A 12,221-nucleotide genomic window follows, 5' to 3' on the forward strand; every position below is an offset into this window, starting at 1 on the left:
TTCGGCGCACATTCCGCGATATGAAACGGCCTTTCGGCAGTTGGTGGGAGGACAGGCTCGGCGATTCATGTTTCGCGCTTTTGCCACCGACATGACAAAACGTCTATACTTGGACAATCCATCGACGGCGAACCGACAGGCGCCGTTCCCGCGTACCGCGATGCGCGCCCTCCTGCCTGGAACCCCATGAGCGACTACCCCGTCTTCGACGCGCTGTGCGAACTGCTGAACACCTCGGGCGCGCGGTTCCGCGTGCTCGATCACCCGGCCGAAGGCAAATCCGACGCGATCGCCGCGCTTCGCGGCACGCGTCCCGAACAGGGCGCGAAAGCGATGCTCTGCACGTTCAAGGACGGCGGCGACGCCACTGCGCTCGCGGTGATCCCCGGCCACCTGAAGATCGACTTCCGCAAGGTCGCCGACGCGGTCGGCCGCCGCAAGGCGACGCTCGCGCCGCCCGAACTCGCCGCCGCGGTCACGCGCTGCGTGATGGGCGCCGTGCCGCCGTTCGTGTTCGACGCGAACGTGGCGCTCGTCGTCGACCCTGCCCTGATCGAGCTCAACGACGAAATCGCGTTCAACGCGGGCCGCCTCGACCGCTCGGTCGTGCTCGACGCGTCCGACTACGTGCGGATCGCCCGCCCGCTGCTGGCCGACATCACGCGGCCGGAAACGACCGGCGCGCCCGTGCTCGAGGCCGGCGCATGACCACGCCCCGCCCCAGGCCGCAGTCGGAACAGGCGTCGCTGATCGAGCAGGTGCTGCGCATCGCCGAAGGGCTCGGCGCGATGTTCGCGCCGTTCACCGAAGTCGTCGTGCACGACCTGCGCACGCCGGAGCACGCGATCCTCGCGATCCACAACAACCTGTCGGGCCGCGCGATCGGCGATCCGGCGACCGAACTCGGGCTCGCCCGCATCGCGGACGACGACTTCCCGCAGGTGCTCGCGAACTACGCGAACCGCTTCGCCGACGGCCGCACCGCGAAAAGCACGTCGATCGGCATCAAGGACTCGGGCGGCCGCTATGTGGCCGCGCTGTGCCTGAACGCGGACGTCACGCTGTTCCGCGGCTTCCAGGGGATGCTGAACCAGTTCTGCAGCACCGAAGGCGCGCCGGTCGCCGAAACGCTCGACCCGGCCGGCGCGGACGCGATCCGGCAGCGCATCGATGCGTTCGCGACGCGCCTCGCGACCACGCCGCGCGAGCTGAAGACCGACCAGCGCCGCGAGCTGATGCAGGCGCTGAAGGCGGACGGCTTCCTCGAGGTGCGCCGCGCGATGGAAATCGTCGCGCAGCACCTCGGCGTGTCGCGCGCCACTGTATACAACGATGCGAAATGACGCGTGCCCGCGGCGCGCCCCGCTTACCTGTTGACTGACTCTTCCGACGAGCGACTCATGAACACTCCGACCCTCCCCACCTACGACGATGTCGCGGCCGCCGCGTCGCGGCTCGATGGCCACGCGCACCGCACGCCCGTGATGACGTCGCGCACGATCGACGAAGCGCTCGGCGCGCAGGTGTTCTTCAAGTGCGAGAACCTGCAGCGCATGGGCGCGTTCAAGTTCCGCGGCGCGTTCAACGCGTTGTCGCGCTTCGACGCGACGCAGCGGCGCCACGGCGTCGTCGCGTTCTCGTCCGGCAACCATGCGCAGGCGATCGCGCTGTCGGCGCGCATCCTCGGCATCCCCGCGACGATCGTGATGCCGCAGGACGCGCCGGCCGCGAAGATGGCCGCGACGCGCGGCTACGGCGGCAACGTCGTGACCTACGACCGCTATACCGAGGACCGCGAGCAGATCGGCCGCGAACTCGCCGAAAAGCACGGGCTCACGCTGGTGCCGCCCTACGACCACGCGGACGTGATCGCGGGCCAGGGCACGGCGGCGAAGGAACTGTTCGACGAAGTCGGGCCGCTCGACGCGGTCTTCACGCCGCTCGGCGGCGGCGGCCTGCTGTCGGGCACGGCGCTCGCGACGCGCGCGCTGTCGCCGCACGCGAAGCTGTACGGCGTCGAGCCGGAAGCCGGCAACGACGGCCAGCAATCGTTCCGGTCCGGGTCGATCGTCCATATCGACACGCCGCGCACGATCGCCGACGGCGCGCAGACGCAGCACCTCGGCAACCTGACGTTCCCGATCCTGCGGCGCGACGTCGACGACATCCTGACCGCGACCGACGCGGAGCTGGTCGACTGCATGCGCTTCTTCGCGACCCGTATGAAGATTGTCGTCGAGCCGACCGGCTGCCTGTCGTTCGCGGCCGCGCGCCGGATGAAGGACGAACTGCAAGGCAAGCGCGTCGGCATCGTGATCAGCGGCGGCAACGTCGATCTCGAGAACTTCTGCGCGCTGGTATCCGCCTCCGCGTAATGCGTCGCGTCGCGCGGATGACCGCATGAACATCCTGTCATCCACGCGCCGCCGCTCCTTCACGCCGCGTTAAGTTTCGCGCCCTAGACTGAATGCGTTGTCCCGCAGTCAGTCGTGAAGAAGGAGTCACCATGAACACGCACGCGATCGTCGCCGCCGCCCTCGCGGCAGCATCCCTTTCGGCGTTCGCTCAACCGGGCGTGACGTCATCCGGTTTTCCCGCCACGCTGCTGCACGCACCGCACGCCTCGGTCGCGCAGGCAGCCCACCGTTCGCCCGCCGCGCTGCCGCATGCCGGCTTCGTGCTCGCGAAGATCGATCAGAACAATACGCCGCCCGATCGCGGCGGCGACCCGAGCGGCCGCACGCACGGCGGCATGCATATGTAACGCGGGTCACGCTGCGTGAGCCGGCCGCGTCGGTCGGCCGGCCCGCGTCACGCCATCACAACGACGGCAGCGACGGATCGCGCGCGGCGAGGATGTCCGCGGTGCGCCGCTGCAGCGCGCCGTCGAGCGTCTCCGGCTGCGGAATCAGCCAGTAGCGCCCGTCGCGAATGCCGTCGAACGCGCGCGCCGCGAACACGTCGGGCGTGAGCCCGTGCGCGTTCAGCATCGCGCGCATCGTATCGACGAAGCCCTGTACTTCGGGCCGGTCGTGCGCGGCGCCGAACGGGTCGTTGAAGATGCCCGTCTGCACCGGGCCCGGCGCGAGCAGCGACACGCCGACCGGCGCGCCGAGCATCTTCAGTTCGCCGTACAGCGATTCGGTCAGCGCGACCACCGCGAATTTCGTCGCCGAGTAAGGCGACATCAGCGGGCTCGGCAGGAACCCGCCGACCGACGCGGTATTGACGACGCGCGCCGGCACGTTGCGCTCGAGCATGCGCGGCACGAAGCTGCGGATCCCGTTCATCACGCCGTGCACGTTGATCGCGACGCTGCGCTCGAAGCGCTCCGGCGTGATTTCCCAGCTGAAGCCGGTCGCCATCACGCCCGCGTTGTTGAACAGCAGGTCGACGCCGCCGAAGCGCCGCCAGGCGGCGTCGGCCAGCGCGTCGACGGCTTCCGGGCGGCTCACGTCGGTCGGCACGCACAGCACGTCGGTGTCGAGCGTCGCGGCGAATGCGTCGAGCTTCGCCGGGTCGAGGTCGGCCAGCACCACGCGCATCCCGAGCGCGGCCGCGTGGCGCGCGAGCCCGCTGCCGATGCCGCTGGCCGCGCCGGTGATCACGGCGGTGCCGCCGTCGAAGCGAATCGGGTTCGTCATGTCACAGTCCTGCCGGGTCGATATGGGGATGCGCGTACGCCGGAATCTCGGGCGGCGGCAACGGCGTGCGGCCGTCGAGCGAGCGCACCGCGAGCCCCTGCGACATCGGAAAATGCAGGCTGTGCGTGACGAGGCCCGTGCGCTCGCGCGCCGGCAGGCTGCACAGCGCGAGCGCGGTTTCCGCCAGATACGCGACGTCCTCGGTCGGATAGCCTTCGGGGATATAGCGGGCCGCGCCCGGCGTGCGGATCGCGGTGCTCGGCGCGACCAGGTTCACCGCGATGCCGTCGGCTTCGAGTTCGGCTGCGAGCCCCTGCGTGAAACGCGACAGCGCGGCCTTGACCGCCGCATAGACGGTCGCGCCGCCCGCACGCGCGAAGTCGTCGAACGGCCGCAGCGGCGCGAGCGCGGTGACCGAGCCGACGTTCACGATCCAGCCGGCGCCGCGCGCGCGCATCAGCGGAATCGCGGCCTGGCTCAGTGCGAACGGGATGCGCAGATAGTGTTCGATCGTCGCGTCGAACATCGTCATCGGCATCGCGTCGACGCACGCGTAGTCGGCCACGCCCGCGTTGTTCACGAGGATGTCGAGGCCGCCGGCCGCCTCGGCCGCGCGCGCGACGAGCGCATCGCGCTCGGCCGGCTTCGACAGGTCGGCCGCGAGCGCGATCGCGCGGCCGCCGGCCTGCTCGATCAGCGCGACCGTTTCGGCGAGCGTGCCGGCGGTCGTCGCCGAGTGCGTGAGGCTGCGCGCCGTCACGACGACGGTCGCGCCTTCGGCTGCGAGGCGCTGCGCGATCGCGCGGCCGATGCCGCGGCTCGCGCCCGTCACGAGCGCGCATTTGCCCGCGAGCGTCGCGGTTCGGTGGTCGGTCATGATGTCTCCGGTGTAGATGATGGTGTGTCGGGGCCGTTATGCGTCAGCCCGCGATATCCGCAACGTGCAGCACGAACTTGGTTTTCGCGTCGCCCGTTTGAACGAGGTCGAGCGCGCGCGCCGCCTGTTCGAGCGGAAAACTGTCGAAGCGCGGCACGCGCAGCGTGCGCATGCCGAGCCGCTCGGCGATCGATGAAAGCGTGGCGCCGCTCGGCATCCGGCTGTAGGTCATCGCGGTGCGCAGCCCGCGCCGCGCGGCCTCCGCGCCCGTCGCGGCCAGCCGCTGCGCATCGCCGGGCGCGAGCGTCATGATGGTCACGAGCGTGCCGCCCGGCGCCAGCAGGTCGAGTGCGGCGGGCAGCGTGTCGCCGCCGACCGCATCGAGCACGAGATCGACGCCGCCGGGCGCCCACGCCCGCACGGCCGTCGCGATGTCCTGCGCGCGATAGTCGATGCTCGCCGCCGCGCCGAGCGCTTCGACGCTCGGGCGGTTGCGCGCCGAGCACGTCGCCGCGACGCGTGCGCCCGCCTGGGCGGCAAGCTGGATCGCGAAGGTGCCGACCGCGCCCGCGCCGCCGTGCACGAGCACGGTCTGCCCGGCCCGCAGCCCACCGTCGTCGAACAGGCCGGCCCATGCGGCCAGCGCGGGCGTCGGCGTGGCGGCCGCTTCCGCGAAGCCGACCGCGTCGGGCAGGCGCACGACCGAGTCGTGCCGCACCGCGACGTATTCCGCATACGCGCCCCAGCGCCCCGCGCCGACGTCGGTCTGCGCGAACACGCGCATCCCGGGCGCGACACCTTCGACGCCGTCGCCGACCGCCTCCACCACACCGGCCGCGTCGAAACCGATCACGAATGGGAACGTCATTTGCATGAACGCGCCGAGATAGCCTTCGCGGCATTTCCAGTCGGCGGGATTGACGCCCGCGTACGCGACGCGGATCAGCACGTCGCCGGGGCCCGGCTTCGGGGCGGGAACGTCGGCCAGTCGCAGCGCGTCGGAATGGCCGACGCGGTCGATCAGCAAGGCTCGCATGGTGGTGTCTCCGGTGTTGTCGTTTGCATTGCGGCGGGTCGCGTGCGCGTCGCGCGTCACGCCGCCGTGTCGGCCAGCAGGCTCGACGCGAGCGGACAGAACGCGTGCGAGATCGCCTCGACCGTCCAGTCGGGGCTTTCGGCGTCGAAGCGGCGGTCGACCCAGCCCCAGTGATACGGATGCAGCAGGTATTCGCCGAGCAGATCGCCGACGTGCGCGAATTCCTGTTGCCAGACGTGGGTCCACATGCCCGGCGTCACGATTCGGCTCAGTCGCCAGTTGCGGATGCCGGGCATGAATGCCGGCATGCGCAGCAGTTCGCGCTCGAGATCGCCCACCTGCGCTTCGCCGGCCGTGGGCCGCACGCGCAGCATCAGCGTGCGCCATACGCCGTCGCGCAGCGCCGGTTCGCGCAGGCCGCCGCCGATCGCATGACACGCCGCACCGTCGATCCGCACAACGCCCGGCAGGCCGGCCAGCGCGGCGAAATCCGTCGCGTGGCGGGTCGCCCGTTCGTCGCGCAGCACGTCGAGCGTGTAGTCGCCCGCGCCCCAGCAGCCGTCGAGATTGCGCGCGAGCGCGACGCGGGTCGCGCCCGGCAGCGCCTGCGCGGCATCGCGCAACGCGCGTTCGAATGCGCCGGCATCGCCGGTCGCCGAAACGAAAATCTGGGCCGTGTCATGCCGCATGGTCGACCTCCGTCAGGGCCGGCAGCGGTGCATCGGCATCCGTCATCACATGGCGGCGGCGGGCGTCGCACAGTGCGTCGACGGCCATCCAGAACGCAACCACGTCGCCGTCGGTCAACGCGCGCATCCGGTAGTACGACGGCGCATCGGCGACCTGCCACGTCAGCCACAGCGTGCTCGGCTGCCCCGGCACCGCGACGGGCGGCGACACCCAGCGGCCGGCCGCCGTCAGTCCGCGTGCCGCGTGGCCCGGCAAATAGCGGTCGCGCAGCAGCGCGAGAACGTCGGGAATGCGCTCGGGCGCGAGGGTGATTTCGTCTACGATCTGGATCATTCGCGGGTCGTCTCGGGTGGTTCGTGGCGGGATGCGATGCCGGCCGCCTACGCCGTTCCGGCGAGGCCGGAAGCGGCCGGCGTGAGTAGCATTCTTGCGTGGCGGCGGCCGGCGAACCCCTACCGGCGCGCTCACCGGCCCCTGTCAGGACGCTCAAACCGGGAGACATATGAAACAGCGCGCATTGCCGGCACGCGGCCGCGTGCTGCCGGGCCTCGGTGCCCGTCTGCTCGATGAACTGGCGCGCAGCGGCGTGCCGCCGGCGCAACGGCCTGCGCCGACGGCCGTTGCTGCTGCGTCGACGACGACACCCGGCGGCTTCGTCGCGCTGTACCGCGACGCGATCGAGCGGCTCGAGGCGCAGGTCGCGCGCGGCGACGGCCATCCGCCGATGCGCAAGCAGGAAGTCGACCTGATGTGCCGGTGCCTGCTCAGTTGCGCGACGCTCGCCGACGCGATCCGCTGCGCCGCCGAGTTCTGCGAGATGCTGACGCCGCGCGCCGGCGCGCTGTCGCTCGCGGCGCGCGACGGACGCGCGACGTTCCGGATGGATTCGCTGCGCCGCACGCGCAACCCCGCCGCGTGCCTCGTCGACCTGACGGGGCTGTTCTGCTATCTGCAACTGTTCGGCTGGCTGATCGGGCAGCCGCTGCGGCCGGACGAAGTCTGGCTCGGCCATCCGCGCCGCGAAGACGCAATGCCGCTGCTCGGGCTGTTCAACGCGCCGGTCGACGTCGGCCGCCAGACCTACGGCTTCGCGTTCGACGCGGTGCGGCTCGATGCGCGCGTGATCCGCCAGCCGGGGGAGCTGGCCGCGTTTCTCGTCGATTTTCCGTTTCGGCTGATCGATGCCGCGCCGGCCGTCGTGTCATGGGCTCAGCAGGTGCGCGGCTTTCTCGATGCGGCGCTCGCGCGCGAACAGGCGCTGCCCGCGCTCGCGGCGCTGGCGACATGGCTCGGCGTCAGCGAAGCGACGTTGCGGCGGCGGCTGGCGGCCGAAGGCAGCGGCTATCACGCATTGCGCGAACAGTGCCTCGCCGACGTCGCGCGGCGCTGCCTGCGCGAGTCGGACTGGCCGGTCGCGCGGATCGCCGCGCATCTCGGGTTCGGTGGCGAAGAAGCGTTTCGGCGGGCGTTCGTGCGATGGACGGGCATCGCGCCGAGCCGGTTCCGGCGCAATTGCAGCGCCGCCGGCGGTGCGTTTCGTCAGACATGAAACGCGGCGCGAAGCCTCCTATTGAAATGATTTCGAAAGCATCCGGCGAACACTGACGTTTTTTCGCATCCCTGCGCACTTCGATAATTGACGCGCCGGCGCGCTCGCCATTACGCTTGCGCGCTGATGGTTCCCGGGAACGGGATCAAAAGGGAACGCAGGAGAGGCCGTGCCTCGAATCTGCGGCTGCCCCCGCAACTGTGAGCGGCGAATCCGCACCACCCCATGCCACTGGGAAACCGGGAAGGCCGGTGCGAATCGCGACCCGCGAGCCAGGAGACCTGCCATCGACCCGAGGTCCAAGCAGCCGCACCGGGCGGGGTGTCCCGATGCGCCAGCACCGCCTTTGGCGGTCGCCCCGTTGCATGGACGGCCCGACCTCAGGACCCTTCGGATGTCCGATCTTTCCGCCTCCGCTTCCACGCCGGAAGCGTCGTGCCGTTGCGCGGCCAGTCCGCGCGGCGTGTCCGCACGCGTGTGCCGTGCCGTGTCGTGCGGCACGTGTCGTGACGACGCGCGTGAATGCCGCCCACGCTGCCCGGTCCCGCGATAGACCAACGACAACCAGGCGGTACCCGCCGCCACCCGCTTACGCTCGCCGTACCCGCAACACGATCACGCTCGCTGCCTCATGAATCTTCGCCACCTTCTCGCCACGTCCGCCGCCACGGCGCTGCTCTCCCCGATCGCCCACGCCGCCGGCGACATGCCGCCCGCGCAGCCGCCCCAACCCGCCGAAGGCGCCGACCTGCCGACGATCAGCGTGACCGACACGCGGCATCTGCCCGAGTCGTTCGACCAGCGCTATGCGACGACGCAGGTGCTCACGCGCGCCGATCTCGACCGGCTGTCGCCGAGCGACCCGAGCATCACGCAGGCGCTCGCGACGCTGCCTGGCGTGACCGTCTCGCAGAACGGCGGCCCGGGTTCGTCGGCGTCGGTCAGCATCCGCGGCTCGTCGGCCAGCCAGGTCGCGGTGTTCATCGACGGCATCCGGATCGGCTCGCCGACCACCGGCATCGCGCCGTGGGCCGACCTGCCGACCGAAGCGTTCGAGCGCGTCGAGGTGATCTCGGGGCCGGCCGCCGCGTCGTTCGGCGCGAACGCGATGGGTGGCGTCGTGCAGCTGTTCACGCGCCGCGCCGCCGGCCAGCCGAACCAGACCACCGTGTCGTTCGGCGGCGGCTCGAACAAGACCTTCGACACGCAGTTGCGCACGTCGGGCACCGTGCCGTCGACGGGGCCGCTCGCCGCGCTGGGTGGCCTCACCTACACGCTCGGCCTGCACGACTACAACACGGCGGGCATCGACGCAACGCGGCCCGTGTTGCCCTACCACGAAGACGGCCGCAATCCGTATCACGCGCAGGACCTCGATGCGCGCCTCGGCTATGCGCGCGACAACTGGTCGATCTCGACGTTCGCGCTGTACCACCGCTCCGACCTGTCCTATGACAACGCCGGCTTTGCGAACCGCGAGCTCGATCATCAGCTGACGACCGGCCTCGCGTTCCATCTCGACGTCACGCCCGACACGCAGTTCGACCAGTCGTTCGGTTATGCGAACGATCGCCAGTTCCTGTACGCGAGCGACCCGGCCATCCCGACCGACCAGATCAACTCGCAGCGCATCAGCTCGTCGACGTCGCTGACCCATCAGGCGCACGGCTTCCATCTGTTCGGCCTGCCGCTGTCGGGCGAGATGAAGGTGGCGTACGACTTCACGCGCGAACAGGCGTTCCTGCCGGTCGACGTGCCGGACGGCGTGCCGACGCGCAACGATTCCGCGTTCTCGCTGCATCAGTCGGCGACGCTCGGCAGCGTGACGATGTTCGTCGCGGGCCGCCACGAGATCATTGCCGGGAAGGCCGTGAACACCGGCAACGCCGCGCTGTCGTGGGCCATTACGCCGGTCTATACGGCGCGCGTGTCGTACGGCAATGCGTTCCGCCTGCCGTCGTTCAACGACCTGTACTACCCGGGCTACGGCAATCCGGACCTGAGCCCGGAACGCAGCGATTCGGTCGAGGCCGCGCTCGACGCGAACACCGCGTACGGCACGTTCAGCGCCGCGATCTACGACACGCGCGTCAGCAACCTGATCGCGTACAACCCCGCGACGTTCTCGCCGATCAACATCGGCCGTGCGCATATCCGCGGCATCGACCTGTCGTACAAGGGCACGATCGGCCGCTATACGCCGGTCAGCGTCGCGATCGGGATCCTGAATCCGCAGGACGAGACCAACGACAGCTGGCTCAACCGCCGGCCGCGCCAGACCGTCAGCGTGAACGTCGACCACACGTGGGACGAATTCCATCTGCACGCGCTGAGCACGGGCGCGTCGCTGAGCTACGGCGGCACGACGTTCGACGATCCGGCCAACACGACGTACCTGCCGTCGTACCTGAGCGTGAACCTGCGCGCGTCGTACAGGATCAACGCGCACCTGACGGTGTCCGCCACGCTGTCGAACCTGTTCGACCGTCAGTACATGACCGCGTACGGCTACAACACGCTCGGCCGCACGGCGTTCGGCAAGGTCAGCTATACGTTCTGAGCGGGGTGGTCGGTGCATCGGCACCCAGGTGCGCGGGTGGCGATGCCGACGGGTGTACGGGTGCCGGATGTCGTCGGCCGCGAGCGCAAGATCGCGTTCGCTCGCACCGCGCTACGCGTCACGCCCCTGCGACGCCCCGCACGCCCGCGATCAACTGGATCGCGCCGAACGCGGCGATCACGACGGCCGACATGCGCGATAGCCCGTGCATGAACGTCAGCGACATCTTCGTGCGCAGCGCGGCGGTCGCGCTGCTGAGGCACAGCCACCACGTCGCGGAACCCAGGAACACGCCGACAACCATCAGCGCCACGGTCGCCCCCATCGCGCCTTCATGCGTGCCCGCCAGCGGGCCGAGCGCCGCGAAGATCCCGACGAACGACAGGATCGTCATCGGGTTCGACAGCGTGAGGCCGAAAGTCGTCAGGAAATCGCGCAGCACGGTCGTGCGCGGCAGGTCTCGAACCGCCGCCGATGCGGTCGACGCCGCCGGCGCCTGCCGCGCGATCGACCACGCCAGCCACACGAGGAACGCGCCGCCGCCGATTTTCAGCGCGACGGTCAGCATCGGGAACGCGGTGACGATGCCGGCGACACCCAGCGCGCCGAGCAGCCCGTAGATCGCATCGGCGCACGCGGCGCCGATGCCCGTCGCGAACCCCGCGTGAAAGCCGCGGCTCAGGCTGCGCTGGATGCACAGCATGCCGATCGGGCCGACCGGCACCGCGATCGACAATCCCATTACGACGGACTTGATGAACAGCATGGCCGGCTCCTCGCGACATGCAATGCGTTGAACCGTCATCGTAGGGAAACTCCGGTCGCCGCTGAAGGCGGTTTTTAAGGAAAAATAGCCGCTTCACCTTAAAAACTCCGCCGCGATGGACGAACTCGACTGGAAAATACTCGCGCTGCTGCAGGCCAACGGCCGCATCAGCTACACGGATCTGGCACGCCAGGTTCACCTGTCGGTGCCGGCGGTCACGGAACGCGTGAAGCGCCTCGAATCGGGCGGCGTGATCGACGGCTATACGGCGCGGGTCAATCCGGCCGCGGCCGGCTACCCGGTGAGCGCGCTGATCGGCATCACGGTGCCGCAGCCGGCGAAGGCGAAATTCCTGAAGCTGCTGGAGACCATTCCCGAAGTGGTCGAGTGCCATCACGTGACCGGCGCGGATTCCTACGTGATGCGGTTCGTCGCCGTCAGCATGGCGCATCTCGAACAGCTGATCGAGCGCATCAACCTGTATGGCGAAACGCGCACGTCGATCGTGATGTCGACGCCGCTGCCGGCACGCGGGCTCGCGCGTCCGGCCGCGGCGGTCAAAGGCGTTCGGGGGTGACAGGATGCCCCGCGCTGCGCGATGCTGTGCCATGCGCCGCTTGCGCGAACCGGACAACCTGCCATGCCAGTCATCGGATTCGATCATTACAACCTCCGCGCGGATCGGGCCACGCTCGATACGCTGTGCGACTTTTACGTGAACGTCGTAGGCCTCGAACCCGGGTATCGACCGCCGTTCCAGAGCAGCGGCTACTGGCTCTACGCCGGGGCGCAGGCGATTCTCCACCTGTCGGAAGCTCGACCCGGCGAGGCGCGGCCGGCGCACGTCGTCAATACGTTCGACCATGTGGCGTTTTCGTGCGCGAACGCCGCGGACATGGAGCGGCGTCTTGTCGACGCGCAGGTCCGGTACGCGCGCCGGTACGTGCCGGTCACGAGCCAGCTGCAGATCTTTTTCACCGATCCGGCCGGGAACGGCGTCGAGTTGAATTTTGCGGAAGTCGGCGGAGATTCCGGTGACAAACGGTATTAGTGCTCAGCACATCGATCGACGCTGCGGCTTTCCTGAACATCGTCACGC

14 protein-coding genes and 1 riboswitch are annotated in these 12,221 nt (G+C 69.7%); of the genes, 8 read left to right on the forward strand and 6 right to left on the reverse strand.

The features are described from left to right. Positions 1-186: 186 nt before the first annotated feature. The 4 genes from DID98_RS13745 (at position 187) to DID98_RS13760 (ending at position 2,764) form a co-directional block, all read left to right on the forward strand. Positions 187-708 (forward strand): YbaK/prolyl-tRNA synthetase associated domain-containing protein, encoded by a 522-nt coding sequence (locus DID98_RS13745; protein ID WP_124570853.1) that lies wholly within the window; start codon positions 187-189, stop codon positions 706-708. Continuing rightward, positions 705-1,343 (forward strand): transcriptional regulator, encoded by a 639-nt coding sequence (locus DID98_RS13750; protein WP_124570854.1) that lies wholly within the window; start codon positions 705-707, stop codon positions 1,341-1,343. Before DID98_RS13745 ends, DID98_RS13750 begins: the two co-directional genes overlap by 4 nt. A 57-nt stretch (positions 1,344-1,400) precedes the next feature. Next, positions 1,401-2,375 carry a threo-3-hydroxy-L-aspartate ammonia-lyase gene (locus DID98_RS13755; protein WP_124522871.1) on the forward strand — a complete coding sequence of 325 codons (975 nt, stop codon included), beginning with the start codon at positions 1,401-1,403 and terminating at the stop codon, positions 2,373-2,375. 131 nt (positions 2,376-2,506) lie between these two features. Continuing rightward, positions 2,507-2,764 (forward strand): hypothetical protein, encoded by a 258-nt coding sequence (locus tag DID98_RS13760; protein WP_124523997.1) that lies wholly within the window; start codon positions 2,507-2,509, stop codon positions 2,762-2,764. Between the two features lie 55 nt (positions 2,765-2,819). Here the strand turns inward: DID98_RS13760 and DID98_RS13765 are convergent, their stop codons facing one another. Genes DID98_RS13765 through DID98_RS13785 form a run of 5 tightly spaced genes read right to left on the reverse strand, consistent with a single transcriptional unit; the run spans position 2,820 to position 6,580 of the window. After that, complete coding sequence (locus tag DID98_RS13765) at positions 2,820-3,644, reverse strand: SDR family NAD(P)-dependent oxidoreductase (protein WP_124522869.1); 825 nt, start codon at positions 3,642-3,644, stop codon at positions 2,820-2,822. Position 3,645: 1 nt separating this feature from the next. Beyond that, entirely contained in the window at positions 3,646-4,521 is an 876-nt protein-coding gene (locus DID98_RS13770; RefSeq protein WP_124570855.1) for an SDR family NAD(P)-dependent oxidoreductase, read from the reverse strand. A gap of 43 nt (positions 4,522-4,564) precedes the next feature. Then, positions 4,565-5,557 (reverse strand): NADP-dependent oxidoreductase, encoded by a 993-nt coding sequence (locus DID98_RS13775; protein ID WP_124570856.1) that lies wholly within the window; start codon positions 5,555-5,557, stop codon positions 4,565-4,567. Between the two features lie 56 nt (positions 5,558-5,613). After that, complete coding sequence (locus tag DID98_RS13780) at positions 5,614-6,246, reverse strand: Dabb family protein (protein ID WP_124570857.1); 633 nt, start codon at positions 6,244-6,246, stop codon at positions 5,614-5,616. Further along, on the reverse strand, positions 6,236-6,580 hold the full coding sequence (locus tag DID98_RS13785) for a hypothetical protein (protein ID WP_044844617.1): 345 nt from the start codon (positions 6,578-6,580) through the stop codon (positions 6,236-6,238). The genes DID98_RS13780 and DID98_RS13785 overlap by 11 nt, the downstream gene beginning before the upstream one ends. Before the next feature lie 169 nt (positions 6,581-6,749). Here DID98_RS13785 and DID98_RS13790 point away from each other — a divergent pair, with 169 nt between their 5' ends. Further along, entirely contained in the window at positions 6,750-7,796 is a 1,047-nt protein-coding gene (locus DID98_RS13790; protein ID WP_124570858.1) for an AraC family transcriptional regulator, read from the forward strand. A 110-nt stretch (positions 7,797-7,906) separates the two neighbouring features. Further along, a riboswitch (cobalamin riboswitch) is annotated at positions 7,907-8,100 on the forward strand. A 327-nt stretch (positions 8,101-8,427) separates the two neighbouring features. Then, complete coding sequence (locus DID98_RS13795) at positions 8,428-10,356, forward strand: TonB-dependent receptor domain-containing protein (RefSeq protein WP_124570859.1); 1,929 nt, start codon at positions 8,428-8,430, stop codon at positions 10,354-10,356. A 118-nt stretch (positions 10,357-10,474) separates the two neighbouring features. Here DID98_RS13795 and DID98_RS13800 read toward each other — a convergent pair whose 3' ends face one another. Then, the gene (locus DID98_RS13800; RefSeq protein ID WP_124570860.1) at positions 10,475-11,122 is read right to left on the reverse strand and encodes a LysE/ArgO family amino acid transporter; all 648 of its coding nucleotides are present in this window, start codon (positions 11,120-11,122) and stop codon (positions 10,475-10,477) included. 115 nt (positions 11,123-11,237) lie between these two features. On the opposite strand from DID98_RS13800, the gene DID98_RS13805 reads away from it, so the two are divergent. Beyond that, positions 11,238-11,699: an Lrp/AsnC family transcriptional regulator gene (locus DID98_RS13805; protein WP_124484707.1), complete on the forward strand. Its 462-nt coding sequence runs from the start codon at positions 11,238-11,240 to the stop codon at positions 11,697-11,699. Positions 11,700-11,762: 63 nt separating this feature from the next. Continuing rightward, positions 11,763-12,173 carry a VOC family protein gene (locus DID98_RS13810; RefSeq protein WP_124570938.1) on the forward strand — a complete coding sequence of 137 codons (411 nt, stop codon included), beginning with the start codon at positions 11,763-11,765 and terminating at the stop codon, positions 12,171-12,173. The last annotated feature ends 48 nt before the right edge of the window (positions 12,174-12,221 follow it).

The organism is Burkholderia sp. Bp8984 (genome assembly GCF_003853755.1).
Classification (GTDB): domain Bacteria; phylum Pseudomonadota; class Gammaproteobacteria; order Burkholderiales; family Burkholderiaceae; genus Burkholderia.

Coding starts and splice junctions, on each gene's coding strand:
- DID98_RS13800 (WP_124570860.1), bottom strand. CDS start 11,122: ATGCTGTTCATCAAGTCCGTCGTAATGGGATTGTCGATCGCGGTGCCG.
- DID98_RS13755 (WP_124522871.1), top strand. CDS start 1,401: ATGAACACTCCGACCCTCCCCACCTACGACGATGTCGCGGCCGCCGCG.
- DID98_RS13745 (WP_124570853.1), top strand. CDS start 187: ATGAGCGACTACCCCGTCTTCGACGCGCTGTGCGAACTGCTGAACACC.
- DID98_RS13805 (WP_124484707.1), top strand. CDS start 11,238: ATGGACGAACTCGACTGGAAAATACTCGCGCTGCTGCAGGCCAACGGC.
- DID98_RS13775 (WP_124570856.1), bottom strand. CDS start 5,557: ATGCGAGCCTTGCTGATCGACCGCGTCGGCCATTCCGACGCGCTGCGA.
- DID98_RS13795 (WP_124570859.1), top strand. CDS start 8,428: ATGAATCTTCGCCACCTTCTCGCCACGTCCGCCGCCACGGCGCTGCTC.
- DID98_RS13810 (WP_124570938.1), top strand. CDS start 11,763: ATGCCAGTCATCGGATTCGATCATTACAACCTCCGCGCGGATCGGGCC.
- DID98_RS13780 (WP_124570857.1), bottom strand. CDS start 6,246: ATGCGGCATGACACGGCCCAGATTTTCGTTTCGGCGACCGGCGATGCC.
- DID98_RS13765 (WP_124522869.1), bottom strand. CDS start 3,644: ATGACGAACCCGATTCGCTTCGACGGCGGCACCGCCGTGATCACCGGC.
- DID98_RS13760 (WP_124523997.1), top strand. CDS start 2,507: ATGAACACGCACGCGATCGTCGCCGCCGCCCTCGCGGCAGCATCCCTT.
- DID98_RS13785 (WP_044844617.1), bottom strand. CDS start 6,580: ATGATCCAGATCGTAGACGAAATCACCCTCGCGCCCGAGCGCATTCCC.
- DID98_RS13770 (WP_124570855.1), bottom strand. CDS start 4,521: ATGACCGACCACCGAACCGCGACGCTCGCGGGCAAATGCGCGCTCGTG.
- DID98_RS13790 (WP_124570858.1), top strand. CDS start 6,750: ATGAAACAGCGCGCATTGCCGGCACGCGGCCGCGTGCTGCCGGGCCTC.
- DID98_RS13750 (WP_124570854.1), top strand. CDS start 705: ATGACCACGCCCCGCCCCAGGCCGCAGTCGGAACAGGCGTCGCTGATC.